General features: G+C 68.4%; 13 protein-coding genes. 4 read left to right on the top strand and 9 right to left on the bottom strand.

From position 1 onward, the window contains the following. Positions 1-8: 8 nt before the first annotated feature. Together QHF83_RS26620 and QHF83_RS26615 are read left to right on the top strand one after the other, a co-directional pair. Positions 9-464, top strand: a complete 456-nt coding sequence (locus tag QHF83_RS26620) for a type VI secretion lipoprotein TssJ (RefSeq protein WP_282420756.1) — start codon at positions 9-11, stop codon at positions 462-464. 93 nt (positions 465-557) lie between these two features. After that, positions 558-3710, top strand: coding sequence for a hypothetical protein (locus QHF83_RS26615; protein ID WP_282420755.1), 3153 nt, complete (start codon positions 558-560; stop codon positions 3708-3710). On the opposite strand, the gene QHF83_RS26610 is transcribed toward QHF83_RS26615, so the two are convergent. The 7 genes from QHF83_RS26610 to QHF83_RS26580 form a co-directional block, all read right to left on the bottom strand. Beyond that, on the bottom strand, positions 3669-4484 hold the full coding sequence (locus QHF83_RS26610) for a hypothetical protein (RefSeq protein ID WP_282420754.1): 816 nt from the start codon (positions 4482-4484) through the stop codon (positions 3669-3671). The two genes, QHF83_RS26615 and QHF83_RS26610, sit on opposite strands and share 42 nt — an antisense overlap. A 357-nt stretch (positions 4485-4841) precedes the next feature. Continuing rightward, positions 4842-5339, bottom strand: a complete 498-nt coding sequence (locus QHF83_RS26605) for a hypothetical protein (protein WP_282420753.1) — start codon at positions 5337-5339, stop codon at positions 4842-4844. 547 nt (positions 5340-5886) lie between these two features. Beyond that, a complete protein-coding gene (locus tag QHF83_RS26600) occupies positions 5887-7569 on the bottom strand; it encodes an OmpA family protein (RefSeq protein ID WP_282420752.1) in 1683 nt (560 codons plus the stop codon). Between the two features lies 1 nt (position 7570). After that, positions 7571-9283 carry a hypothetical protein gene (locus QHF83_RS26595; RefSeq protein WP_282420751.1) on the bottom strand — a complete coding sequence of 571 codons (1713 nt, stop codon included), beginning with the start codon at positions 9281-9283 and terminating at the stop codon, positions 7571-7573. Positions 9284-9309: 26 nt separating this feature from the next. Then, positions 9310-14310, bottom strand: coding sequence for a CHAT domain-containing protein (locus QHF83_RS26590; RefSeq protein ID WP_282420750.1), 5001 nt, complete (start codon positions 14308-14310; stop codon positions 9310-9312). 7 nt (positions 14311-14317) lie between these two features. Further along, complete coding sequence (locus QHF83_RS26585) at positions 14318-14707, bottom strand: DUF4280 domain-containing protein (protein ID WP_282420749.1); 390 nt, start codon at positions 14705-14707, stop codon at positions 14318-14320. A 78-nt stretch (positions 14708-14785) separates the two neighbouring features. After that, positions 14786-19090: a peptidoglycan DD-metalloendopeptidase family protein gene (locus QHF83_RS26580; protein WP_282420748.1), complete on the bottom strand. Its 4305-nt coding sequence runs from the start codon at positions 19088-19090 to the stop codon at positions 14786-14788. A gap of 111 nt (positions 19091-19201) precedes the next feature. On the opposite strand from QHF83_RS26580, the gene QHF83_RS26575 reads away from it, so the two are divergent. After that, on the top strand, positions 19202-19885 hold the full coding sequence (locus tag QHF83_RS26575; RefSeq protein ID WP_282420747.1) for a hypothetical protein: 684 nt from the start codon (positions 19202-19204) through the stop codon (positions 19883-19885). Positions 19886-20598: 713 nt separating this feature from the next. Continuing rightward, a complete protein-coding gene (locus tag QHF83_RS26570; protein ID WP_282420746.1) occupies positions 20599-21342 on the top strand; it encodes a hypothetical protein in 744 nt (247 codons plus the stop codon). Here the strand turns inward: QHF83_RS26570 and QHF83_RS26565 are convergent. Both QHF83_RS26565 and QHF83_RS26560 read right to left on the bottom strand, forming a co-directional pair. Beyond that, entirely contained in the window at positions 21263-22486 is a 1224-nt protein-coding gene (locus tag QHF83_RS26565) for a site-specific integrase (RefSeq protein WP_282420745.1), read from the bottom strand. The genes QHF83_RS26570 and QHF83_RS26565 overlap by 80 nt on opposite strands. 439 nt (positions 22487-22925) lie before the next feature. After that, entirely contained in the window at positions 22926-23420 is a 495-nt protein-coding gene (locus QHF83_RS26560) for a hypothetical protein (protein ID WP_282420744.1), read from the bottom strand. Between the last annotated feature and the right edge of the window lie 168 nt (positions 23421-23588).

Genomic DNA, 23588 nt, shown 5'->3' with positions numbered 1-23588 from the left:
CTGCGCCCGTGCGAGGCCACGCCTCCCTCTGCGGCCTGACCGCGCTGCTCGCCTCGATGCTCGGGGCCGGTTGCGCGTCGTCGAATGCTTCCCAGGTGGAGCTCGTGCTCCGTCCGGCGGCCGACGCGAATGGCGCGCGCTCGGTCTACGTGCTCGCCCGCGCGATCGACGAAAAGACGTTCGGCGCGGAGTCGTACGAGTCCGTCGCGGCACGCGTGACCACGCCCGACGAGTCGGTGCAGAAATCGGTGGTGGTGCTGCCCGGGCAGGCGCAGGTGATCAAGGTGCCGGTGCCGGAGAAGGGGACGCTCGCGATTTACGCGCTCCTCGAACGGCCGGACCGCGACGCGTGGCGGGTGCTCCTGTCGTCGCCGCCGCCGGAGAAGATCGAAGTCCGCATCGAGCGGAGCAGGTTGTGCCGCGTCAGCAAGTCCGGCGAGACGTGCGTGCCGGGCGCGCCCTGACGCACGCAGCACGAGCGAGCGAATCGATGGACGCGATCGCGATTCTTTGAGATCGTCCCGGGCTGGCTGACGGCCTCGACGCTCGGAGTTCGTATGCAGATTCGTCCTCTCGGTAGGCATCTCGCGGTCCTCGCTCCCCTCGTCTTCCTCGGCACCGTGGCGCAGGGGTGCCTGGGCTGCGGCGAGGCCGAGCCGGCGGCGATCGTGGAGCTTCGGACCCGCTTCCCCGCGGAGGCGCCGCGCGTGCTCGCGGGCGAGGAGGCGTTTGTCCCGGGAGACGACGCGTTTGTCTTGCCGTCACAATCGGAGGGACTCGGGGCGCGTCTGCCACGCGAGGGCGACGGGGCGGTCGTGCTCGTCTTGCCGGACGGCGCGGAGATCCGCGTACGCTCGCCCGGGATGCGCGGCGCGGGCGTGAACGCCGAGGGCGCCGTCGCGTACGCGAGCGAGGGGGGTTCGTCGTTCTGGACCGCCGCGACCGGAGGAATCGAGGCGTGGCTGCTCCTCGGGCCCGGGGTCGCCGAGGAGCACGTCGTGGCGACGTGGGACGTGGAGGGGGCGACGCCGCGACAAGAAGGGGAAGCGGTCGCGCTCGTGGACGAGCGCGGCGTGGTGCGTGTGCGGGTGACGACGCCCGAGGCCCACGCGGCGAATGGGCGCGAGGTGACGGCGCGGCTTTGGGTGGACGAGGGGCGCGTGGCGCTCGGCGTGGATGCGGGGGGCGAGGCGGCGCTCGCGGGGATTCGCTGGGCCAAGGAGGCGCCGCGGGTCGGGGCGTCGAAGGGAGATGTGCCGGCCGGCGATCGTCCGAGGGAACCCTCCTCGCCGGAGGCGTGTATCCCGGTCGATTGCGATGACAAGAACCCGTGCACCCAGGATGTATGCATCCTGGTGTTCGGTGGTCTGTGCACCCATGAACCCCTGTCGGATGTCCCGTGTGACGACGGCGCGAGCTGCACCACCGCGGATACGTGTGTGGAGGGGACCTGCGTCGGTACCCTGAATTGTCCGGACCCGGGCGCCTGCAAATCAGGCGTGTGTGACGCCTCCGGCGCTTGCGCCGTGCAAAATGATCCAGACGGCTCGACCTGCGACGACGGCAATGCGTGCACGGCGAACGACGCCTGCACGAACGGGGTTTGTCAAGGGATGCCAGCGGTGACCTGCATGCCGCTCGATCAATGCCACGACGCAGGGGTCTGCAACCCGCAGACGGGCCTGTGCTCGAACCCGCCGAAGTTCAATGGCACGCCCTGCAACGACAACAACGTTTGCACGCAGAACGACATCTGCTTGAACGGCGCGTGCATGGGCGGCCCGCCCGTCCCGTGTCCGCCGAGCGATGCATGCCACGACCCCGGCGTCTGCAATCCGCAGACGGGCCTGTGCTCGAACCCGATCAAGCCGAGCGGCGCGCCCTGCAACGATAGCAACCTCTGTACGGCGAACGACTCGTGCCAGAATGGGATCTGCGTCGGCGGCCAGCCGATCGTCTGCCAGGCGCAAGGACCGTGCAGCGATCCCGGCGTGTGTAATCCCGCCACGGGGATGTGCACGAATCCGCCGAAGCCGAACGGCGCCGCCTGCAGCGACAACAATGCCTGCACGCAGGCCGATTCGTGCCAGGGCGGCGTGTGCACCGGCGGCGCGCCGATCGTCTGTCAGCCCATCGACGCATGCCACGACGCGGGGACGTGCAACCCGCAGACGGGGCTGTGCTCTACGCCGATCAAGGCGAACGGGACGCCCTGCAACGACAACGACGCCTGCACGCTCGTCGACACCTGCCAGGGGGGTGCTTGTCAGGGCAACCCCGTGACCTGCCAGGCGCAGGACCAGTGCCACGACGCGGGGGTATGCAATCCGCAGACGGGCGTGTGCTCGAACCCGGTCAAGCCGAACGGGTCGCCGTGCAACGACGGAAACCTCTGCACCGAGAACGACGCCTGCCAGGGCGGCAGCTGCATGGCGGGCGCGAGCGTGACCTGCGCGCCCATCGACGACTGCCACGGGCCCGGCGCCTGCAACCCACAGACGGGAGCGTGCTCGACGCCGGCGCTGCCGAACGGAACGCCCTGCAACGATGGCAATGGTTGTACGCAGACGGACACGTGTCAGAGCGGCGCCTGCTCCGGGGGGAACCCGATCGCGTGCGCACCGCCGAACGCCTGCCAGCACTCGGTCACGTGCAACCCGCAGAATGGCCAGTGCGTGTACGTGAACAAGGACGACGGCGTCCCTTGCAACGACGGCAATCCCTGCACCCAGAACGACGCCTGCGCGCAGGGCACCTGCGCCGGCACGCAAAAGAGCTGCCCGGCGCCGGACCAATGCCACATCGCGGGCGTGTGTGATCCGCTCACGGGCGCATGCACGGGGACGCTGCCGGACGGCTATACGTGCGACGACGGCAATCCTTGCACGGAGAACGACGCCTGCCAGGCGGGGACCTGCGCGGGGACGCAGAAGTCCTGTCCGGCGGCCGACGCATGCCACGTCGCGGGTATCTGCGACCCCGCGACGGGCGAATGCAACGGCACGTTGCCCGACGGCATCCCCTGCGACGACGGCAATCCGTGCACCGACGAGGACGCCTGCGAGGCGGGCGTCTGCACGGGCGGCGCCACGAAAGCGTGCCCAGCGCCCGACGCGTGCCGCGAGGACGGCGCCTGTGATCCGGCGACCGGCGCGTGCGTGTACCCGAATCAGCCCAATGGGCTCGTTTGCGACGACGGCGACGCGTGCACCGAGCTCGATACCTGTCAGAGCGGGGTCTGCACGGGCGGCAATCCCGTGGTTTGTCCACCTGCCGGCGTCTGCCAGACCGGCAAAGGGACCTGTGATCCGGCAACGGGAGAATGCTCGTTCACCGCGGCCGAGGACGGCACGGCTTGCGACGACGAAAATGCCTGCACGAAGACGGATACGTGCCAGGCAGGCGCGTGCACGGGCTCTGAGCTCGTGGAATGCCTGCCGCCGCCCGACGATTGCCACGGCGCCGGCATCTGCAACCCGCTGACGGGCATCTGCGATTACCCGCTAAACGGCGAGCTCTGTCCCGACCAGGGGTCGATCTCGAGCGGCGGCGGATGCGCGTGCCGTAGCGCGGGCGGCCCGGCCTCGGAGGCGGGCGAGGACGGCTGGTTCCTCGGGCTGGTCCTCGCCGGTGCGTGCGTGCGCCGGCGGCGCCGGGGGCTTCGGTCGTCACCGAAATCGGGCAAAGTCTGCGTGCCGGAAGCGCCCTGACGCGGGGCGGGGGCCTCGTGTGAGGGACTCGGCGTCCGCCATGGCGGCCACCTGGGGCCGCCATGGGGGCTCGTTGTTCGCGTGGCAGTAGGGGCAGCTTTCTTCTTCCGTGTCGGTCTCCTCGGGCCACCATTGGGGTTCGTTGTCCGTGTGGCAACTGGAGCACTTTTCCTTGATCTCGCGATCGATGGGCCCCACGAAGGGGTCGAGGGTGACGTCGCAGAGCTGGCCGTTGTTGTCCGGATCGATGTGGATGCCCATGAACGGGAGCTCGTTCGTATTGACCTCGATGACCCTCGGGGTGCCGTCGTCGTTCGTGAGGCCTTCACACGGATACTCGCCCGGAGGAATGGGCGAGACGGCGTTGAACGGAGGTGTGCCGCTCCCGCAGCTCACGGCGACGCGTTGCACGTTGCACGCGGCGGGCACCACGCCGGTCGTGACGATCTCGGCCTCGCAGCCGCACCCCACGGCCGAGCTCAGCATGGACTCGAGCCCCACACCCGGGCCATAAATCCAGGCCGCGGTGAGGCAGCCGAAGGCAGGATTCGAACTCACGTTCGTGACGCACGGGGGCGGCGGAGGTGGAGGCGGAGGGGGCGGCGACGTGGGGTTCGTGGGCACGATCGTGATGCCCTGAATGCCGCTCTCGGGGGCGTCGCCGATACGCACGGCGTCGTCCCCGGCGGCGAGGCACGCGGTCGCGCCCGCGCAGGTGGCGGCGAGCAAGAGGAGGTGGGTGAAATGAAAGCGGCTGGAAATAGGCGTGCTCATTCCGAGGGTACGCCCGCCGGCCTCGGCCGGATCCACCCTGGCGCTGAGCGTGGGTCTCATCTGGGAGCCGCTTCGCTGGGGCGTTGCCCCAGGCCCCACCAGGGGCTATCCGCCCCTGGACCCGGACCAGCGCAAGCGCTGGACCCGGGGTCGATGAACTGCGCGATGCGCAGTTCATCGAACAGGCCTCAATCGGCAACGCTGCCTTGGGTCTTGCCACGGGCCCGTGGGAAGAACTGCGCATCGCGCAGTTCTTCCCCAAATGGTCCAGCGCTTGCGCTGGTTCGGGTCGAGGGGCGAACAGCCCCCGCGGGGTCCGGGGCGGCGCCCCGGCGAGGCGCCGCCCGTGTCCCTGGATCAGCCGGTGCTTTGGCTTGGCCCGTTCTGCTCGGCCGGGCTGCTCGATTTGGCGCGGGTGGCGGCGCTTTTCTGGGCGGGGCCGTATTGATAGGCGAAGAGGTCCTCGAGGGGGCCGAGGATCTCCGGGCCCTTTGGGTCGCGCTGGCCGCGCCGCCGCGCTTGCGAGGCGATTTCGCCGAGGAGCATGGCGAGATCGTGGCCCCGCGAGGCGCGGGTCTCGATGAGCATCTCGGCGAGCTTCTCTGCTGCGGGGACCATGGCGTCGAGTTGCTGGTGCTCGTCGGCGATATGGAGGGCGCGCTGCACGTCCCCCGCGTTCAGCCCTGCGCGGTCGATCTGCTCGGGGGTGAGGCGCCTCAGGTTGGCGATTGCGTGCGCGACGCCCTCGCGAATCTTGATGAACTTCAGCATTTGCTCGGGGGTGACGTCGATGAGCGCGAGGTCGCTCGCGTCGATGTGCTTGTCGCCGGAGACGGGTTTCTTGGGGTCGTTCATGATCAGCCTCCAATGGGGGGCGGTTGGGGTTGTCGTGTGGCGGTAGACGGGAGAGGTCCCGTCTCGTGCGCCGCGCAGGAAGCCATTGCACGGGATATGCCAGGCGCGGGGCGAGGGCGCGCGGAGGCTTCACGCGCGAGCGAGGCGCGAGGCGTGTGGGCGTGTCTCTGGGGCGCGTGGGCGCAGGAAAATGACGCGTGGGCGGGGAGCGAAGGCGCGCGTGGGGGGCGGCGAGGCGCGCGCGCGTGAGGTCGAGACGCGCGTGCATGACGTGGAGATCGTTCGGGAATGTCATGACGGTGCGTGCCCGCGACGCGGAGACGCGTGGGCACGAGGGGAAGGCGTGCCCGCGTGACTTGGCGACGCGTGCACACGACCTGGAGACGCGTGCACGCGACCTGGAGACGCGTGCACGCCACCTTTGGGTCGAGCTCAGGTGGTGAAATGGCTCACGTGCAAGACGGCGGCAGGACCGGACATCTCGCGGGATTTGTCCGAATTTGTCCGAATTTGTCCGGATTTGTCCGGATCATGTGGGCGAACGTACCTACGGCGCCGGCGTGGCGCCTGAAGGGGAAGGAGAAGGAGGCGCGGGCGAAGGGGTTTTCTCCAGGATGACGAACGTCGCGCGCCGGTTGCGTTGCCTCCCCTCCGGCGTCGTGTTCGTCGCGACCGGGGCGTTCGGGCCAAAGGCTTTGATGACGATGCGCTTCGGATCGATGCTGCGGCGAACGAGCAGGTCGCGCACGGCCTGGGCTCGCTGCAGTGCGAGCGCGTCGTTGCGCGGCAACGTTCCTCGATTGTCGGTGTGGCCTTGCACCTCGATCCGCGTGATTTCGGGGTGCTGGAAGAGGACCTCGGCGACCTCTTCCAGCATCTGCCGGGACGAGGGGCGTAACGTGGCCCGGCCCGTGTCGAAGAGGAGCTCGCGCAAGAGGACGATCTCGCCGTCCGTGACCCGCACGAGCTCCGGGCAGCCGTTCTTCGCGGCCACCTCGCTCGGCGCGCCCTTCTCCGCGGGGCAGGCGTCGACGTCGTCGGCGAGGCCGTCGCCGTCGGTGTCGCCCTTCGAATCCGGGCGGTTGTCCCGGTATTGTTCGAGCAGCGCCGCCTCCTCGGCGTCGTCGAGCGGGCAGCCATTTCGTGTCTCGTCGCTCTGCGGAATACCGTAGACACGCGGGCAGGCGTCCTGATCATCGATGACGTCGTCGCCGTCGGCGTCGTTCGCGCGCTTGCGGTACACGGACGGGCACCCATTCTCCACGGCGTACACGCTGCGATCGCCGCGGACCTCGGGGCAGGCGTCCTGATCGTTCAAGATCCCGTCTCCGTCGCTGTCCCGCAGGCGCTCCGAGAGGAAGGGCGTGTAGGCGACCATCGCGACCACGCGGAACAGAGGCGTGCCGACACCCTCGCTCAGGCCGGCGCCGATGCTCATGCCCGCCTCATAGTTGTCGAGGAACCGGTATCGGCCCTGGAGCGAGAGCTCGATGTTGCGATTCTGGCTCGTCGCGTCGAGGAGCACCTGCGAGATGTCGAGCTCCGGGCCGATTTGCAGGGCGCGGTCCTGCCCGAGGAGGACCGCGATGCCGGCGCCGCCGGTGATGGCCGTGCCCAGCACGACGCCGTCGTCCGTCGCGCGTTTGTCGCGGATCTCGGGGCCCACGGCGAAGGACCAGACCCAGCGGTCCCCGAGCTGTCCGCCGAGGAGGAGCTGCGGCAGGCCACGCACGTAGCCATCGGTGACGTAGGCGCCCGTGCCGGTGGGGATCCAGAAATAGCCGCCGATCCCTACCTGCAACGGGTCCTCGTACGCGCCGTAGAGGCGGACGCGGGCGCCGAGGCGGATGTCGCCGAAAGCGGCGGTGGTCGGGGATGTGTCGGCGTCGCCCGTCTGCAGGAGCGCGACGGGCACGTCGAGGTTCACCGACAGGCGATTCCACATCGAATAGGTGGCGTTCGCGTGGAGGAAGAGCTGCCGGCCCACGATCTCCGACGCCGTGGCGCCGTCGTCCGTCTTGAGGACGTAGGGGTTCCTGGCGTAATCCACGAGCAACATGCCGTGGAAGGTGAAATCACCGGCGGCGTAGGGAGACTGCACGCCGAGCATCCGGTCGCCGGCGAAGGCGGGCTGGAATCGCGGCAAGGCGATGTCGTCCGCGCGCGCGGGGGCGGCGAACGCGAGGAGCGCGGCGAGCGAGAGCGAGAGGATTCGCGGGAGCGAACGCATTTCAGGTATGCCCGAGTGATCCGCGCCCACCCTTCTTGTACCGGTCGAAGAGCTTGCGCAGCTCTCCGAGCTCGATGCCGTATTCCTTGGCGATCTCCTTGTGCCCGCGCTCGCCCACGAGCATGTGGCCGAAGGCCTCTTCGAGGCGCTCGAGCTCCATGGGAAGCGCGACGGGTTCGACCTGCGCAATCGGCGCGGGGGCAGGCGCGGGGGCAGGCGCGGGCGCCTGTGCCTGGCCAAACCCGAGAATGTTCGCCGCCGTCGGGGCGGGGGGCTCGACGGGCGTGCTCTTTTGCGCCTTTGGAACACGCAGGCGCACCGCGGGATCGCCGAGGAGGATGTATCCCGAGAGGTCCTGCCGGAGCATCCAGAGATGCCCGAGCCGCACCTCGTCGCGCCGGCCTCCGCTCGCCTCGTGGTCGTAGAGGCTCGTGAGCTCCGTGTTCGCCTGCTCGAAGAATCGCACGAGCTCGCGGAACGCGAGGCCGACGCGGTCGCCACGCACGAGCGAACGCACGACCGACATGAAGCGCGCCGGGCGGGCGATCGGCGTGCCCGCATCGCGCTCCTCGAAGCTGTAGGTCCAGGCGAGATCGACGTGCCCGAGGAATGCGAGGGGGCCGTTCGGGTTCGCCAGCGCCGCGCGGGGGAGCGACGCGATGAAGGGCGGCGCATTGCGAGGGAGTGCCTTGAGGACCTCCTCGGCCTCGCCGCCGTAATGGCCGAGCTTCTGCAATCGTTCGAGCCAGTGGCGGTAGGCGCTGCGATCCGGCGTGCCGCCGCCATAACAGGCGACCATGAACCAGACGCCGCCCGGCGCGAAGGGGCGCTCGCCGAGTTCGCTCGCGGCGAACGTGCCCTCGCGGCCGAATCGCATGGCCCCTTGACGCGCGCGTTGCTCGGCGAAGTTCTTCCAGCCCTCGCGCGGCGCGCCGGCGCCGTGGCTGACGCTGAAGAGCACGCCCGGGTCGGGGCGGGACGCGACCTCGAAGAGCTCGTCGGGGGAAGGCACGTCGGCACGCCCCCGCTCTTCAATCGTGCTCGCGGGGAATTGCCCCGCCTCGAGGCGGCGGCGCACGAGATCGAGCCCCGGACGCACGAGCGCGCGGTACGTCGCCGTCGTCGCCGCCGTGCCGTCGTGCACGGTGTAAAACGTGGCGTGCGGGGGCGAAGGCAGCGCGGCCGCGCGCTCGGCGGCGAGGATCTTGTGGACGTAGGCCTCGTAGCCGCGTTCGTCCGGGAAGGCGATTCGCCCGACGAACCCGTCCGATTGCTGGACCTGCTGGATGGCGAAGGGGACCTGATCGAGATCGCCGAGGATGAGCTGATAACGCGGCAGATCGACGGCGAGGTCGGCGCCCCGATCGAAGACATCCTTGCGCCAGCGCGCGGCGCCCGCCATGTCGAGGCGCGCGGGCGCGCGGAACACCTTGATTTCGTGGCCCCCCTGGGCCGCGCGGCGCGCTTCGAGGAGGGGACGCGCGAGCTCCAGCAGTCGATCGCCCGTTTGGCCTTCCGGTACGATCACGCCCCAGCGCTGGGCGACGAGGTCGTCCGGGTCGTCTCCTTCGTCCCAGAGGTGCGTCGGGCCGGGGCGCGCCTCGGGGCGCTCTTCGTGCTGCGCGGCCGCGTCCGCGGGCAAGCCGCCTTCGAGGAAGGCGCCACCCTCGTCGTCGTCGTGGCTGAGGAGGAGGTGGAGGTCATTCGCGGGCATGGCGTCCTCGATTCACAGGGACGGTATCATTTCCGGGGCCCGAGCGCGCCGGTCTTCAGGTCGTGCGTGCAATTGTCCGGGTCGAGCCCTTGCTTTTCGGCGCACGCGCGGCAGCCCTTGATCGCGTCGTCCTCGGCCTCGGCCAGGTAACGCTCGCGGAGCGCCGCGGTGGCGCAGTCGTCGTTCGCGCGCTCGAGGCTCGCGACGATGGCGGCGGGCTCGGCGTTCCAGCGCTGGAGGAAGCCACGCGCGTCCACGGTGAGGATTCCATTTCCCTTCACGTCGAAGGCTGCAATGGGGAAGGTCGCGGCGTCGTTTGCCAGGGCGAACACCTGGCCGGAACCGTCGACCCTCCACACGTTGACCGTGTTGTCCCGGGCCCGCGTGATCACGCGCTCGCCGCGCGCATCGAACGCGACGGAGAGGAGCGGCGCCGGATGCGCGAGCTCGACGTAGGTGCCGTCGCGTTTCCAGACGCGCACGGTCCTGTCCTGCGAGGCCGTGGCGACGCGCTCGCCATCGGGTGACAAGGCGACGGCGGTGAGTGCGGCTTGGTGGCGGCCGAGCACCACGGGTTTTTCCCGGCCATCGAGGTCGACCCACCAGGCGCAGCCGTCTTCGCGACCAAGGACGATATGGCGCGCGCCCGGTTTGCCGCTCCACGCGACGGACGTGAAGTCGCCCGAATTCGCAGAAACTTGCGCACGTGCCGCGGAGGCGCCGGGATCCTCGCATCCCTCGGCGGAGGCCGTGACGGGGATCGGGGGACGTTCGGGATGGTTCGCGTCCCATACGAGCGGCGCCTTCTCGGCGGCGACGCTGACGAATTGGTTGCCGTCCGCATTCCAGGCGAGCGCGAGGATGGGCGCCTGGTGATGCGCGGGGAGCATTCGCGTGTGCAGGACGGGGAGCGACGGGGGCGCGGTGCGAGGCTCGATGGGCGTGATGGCCACGCCGCCCACCTCGTCGCCGGTGACGAGGCGGCTCCCGTCGCGGCTCCACGCAACCGATAGGATTCGCCTCTTTCCATGGGAGAGGAGGCCGAGCCGGTGGACGCCCTCGTAGACCTCGGGATTCGGAGGCAGGCGATACAGGGCGAGCTCGCCCTCGGGCGTGGTCTGGAGCAGGTGGTCCTGGGTCGGGCTCTCGCTCGCGCCCGTCACGTAATGCCCGAGGATCCGTGGAAGGACGCGCCGCGGCAGGCGCGCGAGGTCCCAGATGCGCGCCGTCTCGTCCCAGGAGGCCGTCAGGAGCCGCTCTCCGTCCGGCGAGAAGGCGACGGTGGTGACGTCGGCCTCGTGGCCATCCAGGTCCGCGAGCTCCGTGTAGGAGGCGACCCCGGCAGCGCGCGCGCCCGGCCCCACGTCCTCTTTCGTCCAGAATCGGACCGTGTTGTCGTCGCTCGCCGTGGCGACGACGCGGCTGCTCTTGGGATGAAAGACCGCCTGGTTGAGCGGGCCCAAATGGCCCCGCAGGGCAACCATCTCCTTGCGGGTCGCGACGTCCCAGATGCGCGCGGTGCCGTCGGTCGAAGCGGTGACGACGACCTTGCCGTCGGGGGAAAATGCGGCCGACATGACGGGGCCCGTGTGCCCTTCGAGGCAGGCGCGTGTCCCTCTCCGGACGTCCCAGATGCACGCTGTTCGGTCCCAGGAGGAGCTCACGAGCTTCTCGCCCGAGGGATCGAATTCGATCCACGAGACCACGCGCGTGTGCCCGGTCAAACTGGTTTCGAGGACGGGGCCGGTGACCGCGGAGAGGTCCCACATCTCGATCGCGCCCTCGACCGTCGCGGTGGCCACGCGTGTCCCGTCGGGGGAGAAGGCGGCCGTCCATAAGCCGCGCGTCTTGCCGCGGAGCTCGGAGAGGACGCGGGGCGCCGGGCCGGAGACGTCCCAGATCTTCGCGACGCCATTCGTGGAGGAGGTGAGCACGCGGCGCCCCTGGGCGTCGAAGACGGCCGAGGTGAGCGGCCCGTCGTGCCGCAAGGCGATGGGTTTGCCCCGGCCATTGCCGTCCCAGAGGTAGGCCACTTTGTCCTCCGAGGCCGTGACGAAGCGGCGTCCATCCGGGGACCAGGCGGCGTGCCACAACTTCTCGTGGTGCCCGGCGAGCGTGACCTTCGGAATGGGCAAAGCGAGGAGGCGCTGCGCCAGCGAGAGGTGCCTGAAATCCGTGAGGAGCTCGGGGAACGGGCCGCTTCGCTCCGACACGACGGACGCGGCGGCCGCGTGCTGATTGCGCGCGACGAGGTTCAAGGCGCCGCCGATGCGCAATTGCCTTTCGGCGATCTCGCGCTCCGCGTCGGCCTGCTCGTGCGCTTTTTCAGCCTCGGCGCGACCCTGCTCCGCCTGCTTCCTCGAGGCGTCGGCCTCGGCTTTGGCCCGGGTCGTCTGGAGCGCGAGGAGCGTCATGGCGACGGCCACGATCACCGCGCCCGCGGCGCCGGCGTAGAGCTTGCGCCGCTCCACGCTCTGCTTCGCGCGTGCTTTTTCGGCTTCGGCTTCCTCCGCGTGTTCGCTCGCCTCGATCATGGCGCGCGTGTCGTCGTCGAGCTCGTCCTCGGCCTGCGCGCGGATCTGCTTGGCATACCCGAGCTGGGCGCCGCGAAGGAGGGCGACGTGGGCCTTGAAATCGGCGGCCCAGCGCTCGAGCTTGCCGATTTCGACGACGCGCGCCCGATCCTCGGCGAGCCAGGCCGCGAGGCGTTTCCACCGCCGGAGCAAGGCCTCGTGCGCGACCTCGACCACGATGCGGCCGCCTTCGTCCTGACGCGAGACGAGGCGCGCGTCGATGAATCGTTCGAGCAAGGCCTCGAAGCGCGCGCGCTTCTCCGGATCGGCGGGGAGGATGCGCGCGAGGGGGACGCGGCGGCGCGTGTTCGAGGCGCCGCCCTCGCCGAAATGGGTGAGGCGCGAGAAGAGCCGGCGCGCGAGCTTTTGCGAGGGCTCGTCGAGCTCGTCGACGACGGCGTCCGCCATTCGTTCGAGCGCGCCGAACACGCCGCCGAGCTCCTCGTACCGGGCCGCGTCGAGGGTTGTTCCCTGGCGTTTTTGCCAGAGGAGGTCGAGGACGTATTCGACGAGCGGCAGGGCCGTGGGCTCGGCGCCGACCTCGGCGATGATGCGGCTCGCGAGCCCCTGGGAAAGGGAGAGGCCGACCTTGCGCGCGGGCTCCTCGATCACGGTGCGGAGCTGCGCGGGGCCCATCTGCGCGACGAAGACGCGGTGCGCCTCGTCGTAGGCGACGCGATCGAGCCTTAGGCCCGTGCTCGCGTCGAGCACGATCTGCCCGCACTCGCCCACGAAATCGACGCGCATGCTGGTGACGCAATGGATGGCGTCCTCGCCGCCGCAGCGCTTCCAGAGCTCGGCGACGAACGCCTGCCGCTCGGCAGGATCGTGTACGTGGGTGAAGATTTCCTCGAATTGATCGACGACGAGGAGGAAAGGAATGTCCTTGTCGCGGCGCGCCGCGAGCGCCGATTCGAGGGCGGCGAGCGGAGAAGCGCCGGGGCGCATGACGACGGCCTCCCACGCGCCGCCCGCGGCCGTGGCGAGCGTCGTGATTTCGCGGTGGAGCACGGAGAGCGCTTGTTGCGCCGTGGCGCCCAAGCTCCTGCGCCCGAGGAGGTGCGCGAGCCGCTCGATCGCGCGGTTGAAATCCTCGGCGTCCACGGCACCTTCGCGCGCGGCGCCGCGATCGAGCAGGCGCGGGACGACGCCGGCGAGGACCATGGAGGATTTACCGGTGCCCGAGGCGCCCGCGACCACGAGGAAACGAGGTTTTCCCGAGGCGGCGAGGGCCGCGAGGTCGGCGAGCGTCTCCTCGATTTCGGCCTCGCGGCCGAAGAAGAACCGGCGATGCGCGGCGTGGAAGGCGAGGAGGCCTCGATAAGGGCGAAAGGCGATCGGGCGGGTATCGTCGCCGTCCTCGGGGCGCGCGTGCAGGGTGAGGCTCGCCCAGTCGAGCCTTCCCGCGCCTTCGCGGAGGAGGCGCTGCCGGGCGGCGAGGAGCGCGTCTTCGACGGACGCGGGCTCGACGAGGAGTTTGTCGTAAAAGGTTTCGGTGAAGGTGATGGAGCCCGGGACGGAGAGGGGGAAGCGGGAGGCGACGACGGCCTGGATGCCGGCCTGGTGGAGGTTCTGGGCGACGCTCCCGAGGTGATTGCCGATCTGCCCGGGATTGCCGCTGTCGCAGGCGGAGAGCACGACGAGGCGAATGCGACCCGCGTGGGGTGCGAGGAGCTGCCTTAGTTTGCCCGCGTCGAGCAAGACGCGCTCGCCGCTGCCGTCGTCCGCGTCCCAGGCGAGGCCGTGGGTTTGTCCGACCTGGGTGCCGTGGCAGAGGAGGTGGAGGACGTTGATGTTTTCTCCCGACGCGGAGGCTTTTTCGAGGGCGCGGGAGAGGCGGCCGAGCGAGAGGTGGTCGATCACGTCGCGGGCGGGATCGAAGGAATGATGACCACGCTCGGCGGCGGCGCGGAGGGCATTCGATTGCTCGGCGAGGGGCACGGCGCCGGCGACGGCGGACCAGCCGAAGAGGATTCGCCCGCCCTCGGGCAAAGGCGAGGGATCCTCGGGGCGCGTGGTGCTCTCGGGCCAGGCATAACGGACGAGGGCCTCGGGGAGCTCGCCGAGGTGCTGGCCGCTCGATTTGAGCGTCAGGAGCTCCCAGGGCAACGCATAAAGCTCCGCGGCATTCGAGCGGAACGTGATCCTGACCGGATCGCCGCGCGAGGAGGCGGCGAGGATGTCTTCTTCGTGGCGAGCCCATCCCGCGGGCGCGAGGAATCGCCGGAGGGCGCGGCCGAGGCGCTGGACTGTGGCGGGATCGCAGCCGGGGCGGCGGACGGCGTCGAGGTCGGCGAAGAGCGCGGGCGTCCAGTCGATCGTGATGGTCTCGGCGCCGCCGCCCTCGGTGCGCAGGACATACGTGACCTCGCCGTCCGGCAAGACAAACGATTCGTCGGCCTGCGCGGTGCGGGTGAATTCGAGGAGCAGGTTCCCGGACGAGAGCGCGGTCACGGGGGGCTCATCCGCCGGCCATGACCTTGAACTGGCCCGGGCTGAGGATCTGGATCACGCCGCCATACGAACACATGAGCTTGCAGGAGTTGTGGAGGGTGGGCAGGCTTTTCAGCATGACCTTGGTGCTGCCGGGGAGCCACGTGCCCGCGGGGACGGGGACGCAGGGCATGGGGGTGAGGACGCCCAAGGCGGCGGCGGTGGCCGAAGCGACCGTGGGATTCGCGAGCGATGTGCAAGCGCCAAAAGGCAGGACGTTCGTCGCGGTCACCATGTCGGCGATGTTCGCGGCGGACGTGGTCGCATTGACCATGTTCGCAGGCAGGACCATGATCGAGGCGGGCGCCATGCCGAAGCTGCACATTGCGGTGGCGCCGGTAGCGATTTGAACGGCCATGAGGTCACCCGAGCCCACGAGGGGCCAGGGGAGCGTAGCCGGGGGCGTGGGGAGGTGGCTAGTTTTTGGCCGGAGCGTTCAGAAACCCGCCGGCAAAGCGAGCTTGGTCCAGGGGGACCAAACCGTCGAGCCTGCGTCGGTTTGCACGGCGTAGTAGAGCTCGGTCCCGGACCAGATGAAGACGACGAGGCGGCCATCCCCGACGCGGCTCACCACGGGCGTGCTGGTGGCGACCGTGGTCCCCATGGGATCGCCGAATTGCCCCTCGACATGTTCGCGGATCCGGTTCGACGTGTCGCGCACGAGCACGCTGAGGCGGCCGTCGACGTTGAGCCCGAGCGCTGGCGTCGCTGTCAGGATCCTCGCGTGATTGGACCACGAAGCCTGGCTCGGCGGGGTCGTGAAGAAATACGCCGCGCTGATCATGGCGTCATTGTCGCCGTCACGCGCAAAGACATGAGCTTGGCTGGAATCAGGCGCCGCGTGGACCTGGACCAGCGCCGCGGGGCTGTCGACGACGACACCACTATCGCCGACGTAGGTTGCCGCCGCGGGCCATGCGCCGGTGGCATTGGGCGCGAGGGTGTTCAGTCGATGGGATCCATCCACGAAAAACACCTGGGGAATCCCCCAGCCGGAGACCGTCGGCTCGCTCGATAGAGTGCCCGCGAGCTGCGTGATCGAGCCATATCCCTGGGCACTCCTGGCGATGGTGTACAGGCCATCGTTCGAGGCGCGGAAGAAGACGTCGGTGCGCTGAGCGGCCGCGTTGAAGAAGGGCTTGGGGCGACCGCGCATGTCGCTGTTGCTCGCGCATGTCCAGTGGAAGGCGCTCCCGGGGCTCGGTCGGCTCGCATCACAAATCTGGCCGTCGATGCCGCGAACGAAGGCGCGTGGTCCACCGGCCACGCTGTCCCATACGGCCTCCGGCCCCGTCGTGAGGACTCCGCCGATGTCGGTCCAGCCATTGCAAAGGAGTGTCGCGCCGTTCCGGGTGAGCTCACAGTGCCACATCTTGCTGGATTCTCCGCGCGCGAAGAGGTGCAGCGTGTTCGCTGCACGGTCCTCGACGAGGGCCACCGGCGCCCGGTCCTTTTGCAGTTTATCGTCCCAGGGGTCGATGTCGCTGCACGGGGCCTGTCCACCATTTTTGGTGCAGCTCAGGAAGGGCATGGGATCGACAGGGTTGCCGGTCGAGGGCAAGGTCGCGCCCTGGTAGAGCGTGAAGTGGAGATGCGGCGTGTCCTGGGGGGTCGGATCGCATTCACACGTCGGCGTCGAGGTTTCCTGGCACGAAGACGCGCAGGTGCCCGTACAATCGAAGCCGCCGCTGTCGCCGGAGGTCCCGATCCGCGTCGTGACGTCGACCGGATCATTCTCCTCGACGGCGATCGTGTTCAGGTGGGCGTAGAGCGTCTGATAGCCGTTGTGGTGGTCGATGAGGACGTAGTTGCCGTAGCTCTTGAACGTGCACCCGAGCTTTCCTGCATAACCCGCCTTCATGACCGTTCCGGGCGCCGCGGCGAACACGGCCGTTCCCGTATCCATATCGAAGTCGAGCGAATAATGGTCCTTGTTCTTGTGGCAGTGCCGGCCATACCCGTTCAGCACGAGGTGTTCGCCGCCGTCGGCCCAGGGAGGGACGAGCACGAAGCCGGCAGGCTTGGTGGTCGCGCCCGAAGGCGGGGTCCACCCCGTCCCGTCGTCGTTGCAGGCTCCGCCACCCGGACAAACGAGCTCGGGATCGGCGTCCTGCGAATGGCAACTCTCGTCGCAGGAGTACCACGCGCAGCCCGCGGCATTACAAGCCGGGAGGTCCAGGAGGGCGGTGCACGTGCTCTCCGGCGTCGGCTCGTCGCCGTCGCCGAGGCGCGCATTCGTGATCGTCCCGGCGCCGTTCGCGAGGCTCGTGTCGAGCACGAGCGGATACGTCGGCGGCGTCGGGCTCGTGCGGAGCAAGGCGCCATTGTGGAGATAACGCACTTCGTCGTTCTGCACATCGACGCGGAAGACGTCGCCGGCCTGGTAGGTGCCGAATGTGCCTTGCTGCCAGCCTCTCTCGTAGATGTCGAGGTAGCCGTCGCTCCGCAAGTGGAACGCGTAATCGATGTCCACATACCCTTGATCGGTATCGCCCTCGCTCAGACCGGCCATCTTGTCGAGGTTCGTCTCCTTGGTGGAGAACTCCACGGCGCCGCCCTCGGGCCCGATTTCCTGGACCGAGGACGCGCCGGCGGACCAGCTGGTGCCGACGTGCGGGTCGCGCGTGAGCGAGCGCCCGCCCGCAGTCGCATAACGGACGTTTTTCCACCACACCGCGGGCATGCAGAGCGTGTCCCCAGGGGCGCAACGCACGACGCGCGCGCGGGTGACGCTCCCGCTGCCGTTCGCGAGGCTCGTGTCGAGGACGAGGGGATACGTGGGGGGCGTCAGGCTCGTGTGCAGGACGCGGCCGTTTTTTCGGTATCGCACCTGTTCGTCGTGGACCTCGATGCGGAAGACGTCGCCGGCCTTGTATGCGCCGAACGTGCCCTGGTGCCAGCCCTGCTCGTAAATGTCGAGGAACCCGTCGCTGCGCAGGTGGAGCGCGTACTCGATGTCCCCGAAGCCCTGGTGGGCGTCGCCGTGGCCGAGGCCGGCCATCTTGTCGAGATTGGCTTCCTTCGTGGAGAACTGGACGTAACCGTCGCCCTCGTCGATGTCCTTGACCGAGGAGGCCCCGGCGGACCAGCTGGTGCCGACGTGCGGGTTTCGCGTGAGGGTCGTCCCGTTTGTCGCGGCATAACGGACGTTTTTCCACCACACGGCGGGGATGCACGTCGTGTCGAGAGCCGCGCAGCTCACGACGCGGGCGTCCGTGATCGTCCCGGCGCCGTTGGCGAGGCTCGTGTCGAGGACGAGGGGATAGGCGGGCGGGGTCGTGCTCGTGTGAAGGACGAGCCCGTTTTTGCGGTAACGCACCACGTCGTCCTCGACCTCGACACGGAAGATGTCGCCTGCCCGGTAGCTTCCAAAGGTGCCCTGGTGCCAGCCCTGCTCGTAAATGTCGAGGTATCCGTCGCTTCGCAAATGGAACGCGTAATCGATGTCGCCGAAGCCTTGATGATCGTCGCCGTGGCTCAAGCCGGCCATCTTGTCGAGGTGGGTCTCGGCGGTGGAGAATTCGACGAAGCCATTGCCGTCGCTGATCGATTGCACGGAGGAAGCACCGGTGGACCAGCTGACGCCGATGTGAGGGTCCCGCGTGAGCGTGTTTCCGTCGGCGGTCGCATACCGGACGTTTTTCCACCATACGTCGGGGATGCAGTTCGTGTCGCCGGATGCGCAGGAGACGATCTGCGCGGCGGTGATCGTCCCGGCGCCGTTGGCGAGGCTCGTGTCGAGGACGAGGGGATGGGTCGGCGGGGTCGTGCTCGTGTGAAGGACGATGCCGTTTTTGCGATATCGCACCACGCCGTCCTGGACCTCGACGCGGAAGGCGTCGCCGACCTGGTAGGTTCCGAAGGTGCCCTGGCTGTAACCTTGCTCGTAGATGTCGAGGGCGCCGTCGCTGCGGAGGTAAAAGGCGTAATCGATGTCGCCGAAGCTTTGATGGTCGTCGCCGTGGCTCAGGCCGGCCATCTTGTCGAGGTGGGTCTCGTCGGTGGAGAATTCTACGAACCCATCCCCGTCGCTGATCGATTGCACGGAGGAAGCACCGGAGGACCAACTGGCGCCGATGTGAGGGTCCCGGGTGAGCGCGTTTCCGTCGGCGGTCGCATACCGGACGTTTCTCCACCACACGTCGGGGATGCAGCTCGTGTCCCCGGGCGTGCAGGTCTCGATCTGCGCCTGGGTGATGGTCGCGCCGGCGTTCGCGAGGCTCGTGTCGAGGACGAGGGGATAGGTCGGCGGGGTCGTGCTCGTGTGAAGGACGAGCCCGTTCTTGCGGTATCGCACCACGCCGTCGTGGACCTCGACGCGGAGCGCGTCCCCGGGCTGGTAGGTGCCGAAGGTGCCCTGGCTATAGCCTTGCTCGTAGATGTCGAAGGCGCCGTCGCCCCGCAGATAAAAGGCGTCATCGATGTCGCCGAAGCTCTGGTGGTCGTCGCCGTGGCTCAGGCCGGCCATTTTGTCGCGGTCGGTCTCGCCGGTGGAGAGCTCGACGAATCCATCACCCGCGACGATGGATTGCGTCGAGGAGGCGCCCGCATTCCAGCCCGCGCCGTTCGGCCGACGGAGGAGGTTTCCGTCGGCCTCGGCTTCGACGATGTTTTGCCAGAAGACGGCCGCTCCGAGGGGCGCGCGCCGCGCCTCCGGGACAATCTCGTCCGTGACCGCGCCGCCGCACCCGAATGGAAAGAGAATGCCGGGGAGGCAGGCGAGAAGGGTCCTTTTCTTCACTGCGTCGCGTCCTTTCCGTGTCTCTGGAGGGACGCTCGCTTACCACCGAGCCCGACGCACGACCAAGTTTCCCCTTGTACTTTGGTCGGCAGTCCTTGTACCGTCACCCACATGCGTTTGCTGGGATCGAAATCACCCCTCTCCACATTCCGCTGGGATCTCATCTATTTGTATGCCGGCCTCAACGCCGAGGAGGAGCGCCCCGAGGTCAGGGACCTCGCGCCCGCCGTGCTCGACGTCCTCCAGCAGCTTCAGACCGAGCGTGCTGCGTTCGAGGAGGCCGAGAATCTGCTCGTCGTCGCGCTCGCGCTCCGCGCGAGGCGGGATCGGAAAGTCGACAAGAAGACCCTCGAGCTCGGCGGCGTGGCGCGCGCGACGGACAAGGAGGTCTATGCGCTGCTGTTCCCGAACGCGAATCCGAGCCAGGTGACGAAGATGGCCCTGGATCGCCAGCTCAAGGAGAACAAGCGAATCGCCGACGAGCTCGGCGCGCTGCCGGACGGCCACCCGCTCCGGGCGCAATACGAGGTCGGGCTGAAAGAGGATATCGACGCGCTGGAGAAGGCCGACGCCGCGGTCGACACGGCGGAGGTCTCGCTGTCGCTCGCCCGGTCGAAGCTGCGTCAGCTCAAGCTGCACATCGACAAGCGTCGCCTGGATGTGCACGCAAAGCTGCTTCAGATCCTCGGCGACAAGAAGGCCGCGGATTCGTTCTTCCGGCCGAGCACCACCGCGCCGGGCGAGGCGGCGGAGGCAGGCGAAGAGGCCGCCCCGGCGGAGGGCGCGGAAGGATAGCCGGGGAGATATCGCGGGGGGCGCGTCTTCCCGTCGGGAAACGGGGGTTCCAGAGCAGAGGGACGGCGTTCGCGCGGCGTGCGGAGGTTCTTCCGCCAGGTTGGAACGCCGGCTGCGCGGCGAGCAAGTGCCTTTCCAACGTCGCGGAAAGGCGCTTGTGCGTGATGTGCTGTACGAGCCCGGGTCGTGGAGAGGTGCTTTGCGCGGCGTGCAAGTGCCTTTCCACGGATGGGCGCGGCGGGCGCGCGTCGCGTGAGCGTGTCGCCGAGGGCTCGGCGAGGCCGTATCCCGTCGTGCACGAACGCTGCACGCCGGTTCCACGGGTCGCTGCGTTCACCGAGGGGTCTGCCGATGCTTCGTTTCATCGTTGCCTGGTGCTTGCCGCTCGTTCTTCTCGCCCTGTGCATTCCGACGGTCGCGCGCGCGGAGATCCCCGTCTGTGTGAGGCTCCCGGGGCATCCGAAGATGGATCGGTTTGCCCTGTCGGGAAGCGCGACCGTCATCACGAAAGACTGGGCGGTCTTCACAGACGAATGGCCTCACGGTCTTCGTCTACGACCCCTACGCACCGCCCGAAAACGTCCGGTTTTTACCGCCGCCGCACAACAATCTGAAGTGTCCTGCGGACGTCCGCGCCTGCCGAGGCCTCGGCGTCGAAGAAGCCGCCGTCCGAGCAGGTCAAGGACGCGCAGGGGGACGTCGTGCCGCCGGGCGTGAAGAAGATGCCGGAGCGTCCGCCGGAGAAGCCGAGGGCAGCGCCGCCTCCACCGCAGGGCGTGCTTTCGAACGAGCCGCAGTTGCCGTCGGAGGGCGTTTTACCGAAGCGGGACGAGGTGCACCCGCCGAAGTGCGTGGACGAGCAGTGCACGATGGTGGATCGAGGTGGCGCGCTGCCGGAGCTTCAGCACCGGCAAGGGCGACCGCTCGTGAGCGCGGTCCCGTGCGAGCAGACGACGGAGGGGTGCAAGGGCCGAGGGACCGGCAAGGGCAAGCCGAAGACGCGGCTCGAAGAGATCGCGCAGGAGCTCGCGATCGCCGCCGCCATCGCGAACGGCGAGCTCAACGCGGACCTTTCGCGGAAGGACGGCAAGCAGTTCGGGATCATCGGGGGCACGAACGAGGACGGCGTCGACAACCCGATCGTCCAGGCCGCGGTGGCCACCGCGGCGATCGCCTCGGGCGTGCTGCTCGGACAGGCTGACAAGTTCGCGAAGAAGCTGGAGGAGGCGTGCGCGAAGAAGGCGCCGCTCATCCTCCAGGGAACCGAGGAGCTGTCGAAGGAGACGGCGGAGTTTTTGGCGAAGCAGTACGGGGCGGACATCGCGCATGCGCTGGAGCAGAACGGCGCGATCGCAAGCTATGAGATCATGCGCGAGTTCACGAAGAACCTCGGCGGATCGTACCAGGCACACCACATCCTGGAGAAGGATATAGCGATCGCTTCGCTTGCCCTATGATTCCAGCGGTTTCGCGCACGCTGCGCGGAACCCTCGACAGATTCCCCGACAAATCCCCGCTCGCCCGGGGGGGCTCCATGGTCGAGCCGAGAAGGGAGGCGGGCAACGGCGGGAAGGGCTCGCCCACGTTGCCCGTCACCGACTCCGCCTCGCGAATGCAGAGCATCGTCGTCTCGAAATTCCGATGTCCAGCGCGCTGCATGATGACGTGCGGCGTGTCGCCGCGCAATGCCATCCAGGTCAAACCTGTGGCACGAAGATCGTGGAAAGTAATACGCTTGTGTAGTTCGTCGGCAATGAAGAGATCCGGCCGGGTGATTCCGGCCTGCGTCAGGGCCTTGCGGAAGCGCCGGGCCATCGCCCAATTTCGGACGCGTATCACGAACCCGCTGTCATCGCGCTCCGCGTACAGCACGTGCAGCAGGGGGAGCAGGTTCGGCTCTATCCGGAACCCACGCGGGCGCTTGCCCTTCGTGCCCTTCTCCTGCTTCCGCTGGCGATCGTAGCTGCGCCGGATGTGCGCGACGCCGTGTTCCAGATCGATGTCTGTCCACCTCAGTTGCAGCACTTCCGAGACGCGGCAATAGAGATAAATTGCGAGCGTGTAGAGGCGTCGCAATTCCAGGTCTACACCTTCGCACGATGCGAGTTTCAGGAACTCGTCCGGATAGAGGTAGGCTTTTGACTTCTCGGTCCCCCGGTCGGGGGGCGTGATGCCAAGCGCCGGGTTATCCGCGCGCACGCGCAGCGCGAGGTTCTTGGAGGCGGACGCATCCTTGAAGAGCTTTCCGACGGCAAGCCATAGCTTCGACACGCTCTGCCATGAATACTCCTTTCGGGCGATCTGCCCGTCGAGGGCTTGCACGAGCTTTTCAAGGTCTCCACGCGTGATCGCTGTGATCGGCTTTGTGCCGATGTGCGGCAGGACGTGCAGCTTGAACGCCGAACGGTCGCTTCCTACGTTCGAGTAGCCGCGCTCGTCGCGGTCTTTCAGCCACCGTTCGAGGTACTCTGCGAAGGTCTCGCCCTTCGGTATGGGTGCGGCTTTGGTGCGCTCGCGCGCCTGCTCTTCAAGGCGTGCGCGTGCCCGGTCGGGATTGTCCGTGTAGAACTGCGCAGACTCACGGGCGCGCGCTTCGGACATGCCCGGGGAGAGGTGGATCCGCACGTAGCGACCGTCCAGAAGGACGCGAGCCACGTAATGGTCACCCTCGGGCAATATGTTACCAGTGCGACGGCGGCCCATATTACAGGACCTCCGCGCTTAAAAAATGGCTGGATCTCGCCCACGCGGGCGGTATGGTGCGCATGGCTGGACCTCGGTGCAATCGGGGTTCGGCAAGGGGCCCGTTCGGCGTTTGCAGCACCGGGCGGGCTCCGCTTTTGTTAAAGCCCGTACAGACGAGCACAAGCGGGGACCGGCGTCAAGGTGCAGCACGACGAGGGGGCCGGACCCGTAGGGCCTTCCTCGCCGCATGTCTGGCCCGTCGTGGGCCTTGCGAGCTCGCCGCGACCGTCCGCCCGTCGCCCGTCGCCCGAGGCGTCCACGGGCATCCTCGGGCCGCGCGCGGGCCGCTCGCCCGCTACTGCGGGCCGGGGTCGGGCTCGCGTTCGGGTGCGTCTGCGGGGCCTGGCGTTGCCGGTGGAGCCTCACCCGCCAACCACGCGAGGCCGGCAGGGGTTATGTAGTGACAGACGGGCTTGCGCCTCTCCTTTGGCCTGTCGACGCGCACATATTTGCGCCGCTCCAGCTCGTCGCGAGCACCGTAGGTATTGTTGCTACTGCCATCGATTCCGGCCACGAGCGTCCGCGCGGCGCATCCTTCGTGGTCTTTCACGTACGCCAGGACCTTACGCATCAGGCGTTCCAGCTTCGGATCGTGCTTCTGTTTCTGGTCCTGCTCCTGCTCCGCGCTCCGGTACACGACCCGCACGCCTCCCTTGGGATCGTTGCCGATCGCGACGTCTTCAAATCGGAGGTAGAAGGGCTCGATCATCCCGCCAGTGGACTCGGCCGCGGGCTTGACGTGGACGAGCCTTCGGGCCGGTTCGTCGGGCTTGCTCTGCAACGTGAACACGGACCCGCACGCGTCGAAGATTCCCGACGAACCACGCAGCCCTAGCACTACTCTGCCACATCCACCCACACGTTCATATCGGCACGAGCGCCCGCACCGTCGCTCCGCACCGCGCGCATCTTTGGGGCGCAGCGAGCCTTTGAATCAGTCGCCGCCGGATTTCCGGTA

It is taken from the genome of Polyangium sp. 15x6 (assembly GCF_029960785.1).
Taxonomy (GTDB): domain Bacteria; phylum Myxococcota_A; class Polyangia; order Polyangiales; family Polyangiaceae; genus Polyangium.
This window is presented reverse-complemented; position numbering and strand designations above follow the sequence as displayed.

What these genes read in the sequence shown, in the direction of transcription:
- QHF83_RS26615 (WP_282420755.1), top strand. Translation starts at nt 558, where the DNA reads ATGCAGATTCGTCCTCTCGGTAGGCATCTCGCGGTCCTCGCTCCCCTC.
- QHF83_RS26610 (WP_282420754.1), bottom strand. Translation starts at nt 4,484, where the DNA reads ATGAGCACGCCTATTTCCAGCCGCTTTCATTTCACCCACCTCCTCTTG.
- QHF83_RS26605 (WP_282420753.1), bottom strand. Translation starts at nt 5,339, where the DNA reads ATGAACGACCCCAAGAAACCCGTCTCCGGCGACAAGCACATCGACGCG.
- QHF83_RS26600 (WP_282420752.1), bottom strand. Translation starts at nt 7,569, where the DNA reads ATGCGTTCGCTCCCGCGAATCCTCTCGCTCTCGCTCGCCGCGCTCCTC.
- QHF83_RS26595 (WP_282420751.1), bottom strand. Translation starts at nt 9,283, where the DNA reads ATGCCCGCGAATGACCTCCACCTCCTCCTCAGCCACGACGACGACGAG.
- QHF83_RS26585 (WP_282420749.1), bottom strand. Translation starts at nt 14,707, where the DNA reads ATGGCCGTTCAAATCGCTACCGGCGCCACCGCAATGTGCAGCTTCGGC.
- QHF83_RS26575 (WP_282420747.1), top strand. Translation starts at nt 19,202, where the DNA reads ATGCGTTTGCTGGGATCGAAATCACCCCTCTCCACATTCCGCTGGGAT.
- QHF83_RS26565 (WP_282420745.1), bottom strand. Translation starts at nt 22,486, where the DNA reads ATGTCCGAAGCGCGCGCCCGTGAGTCTGCGCAGTTCTACACGGACAAT.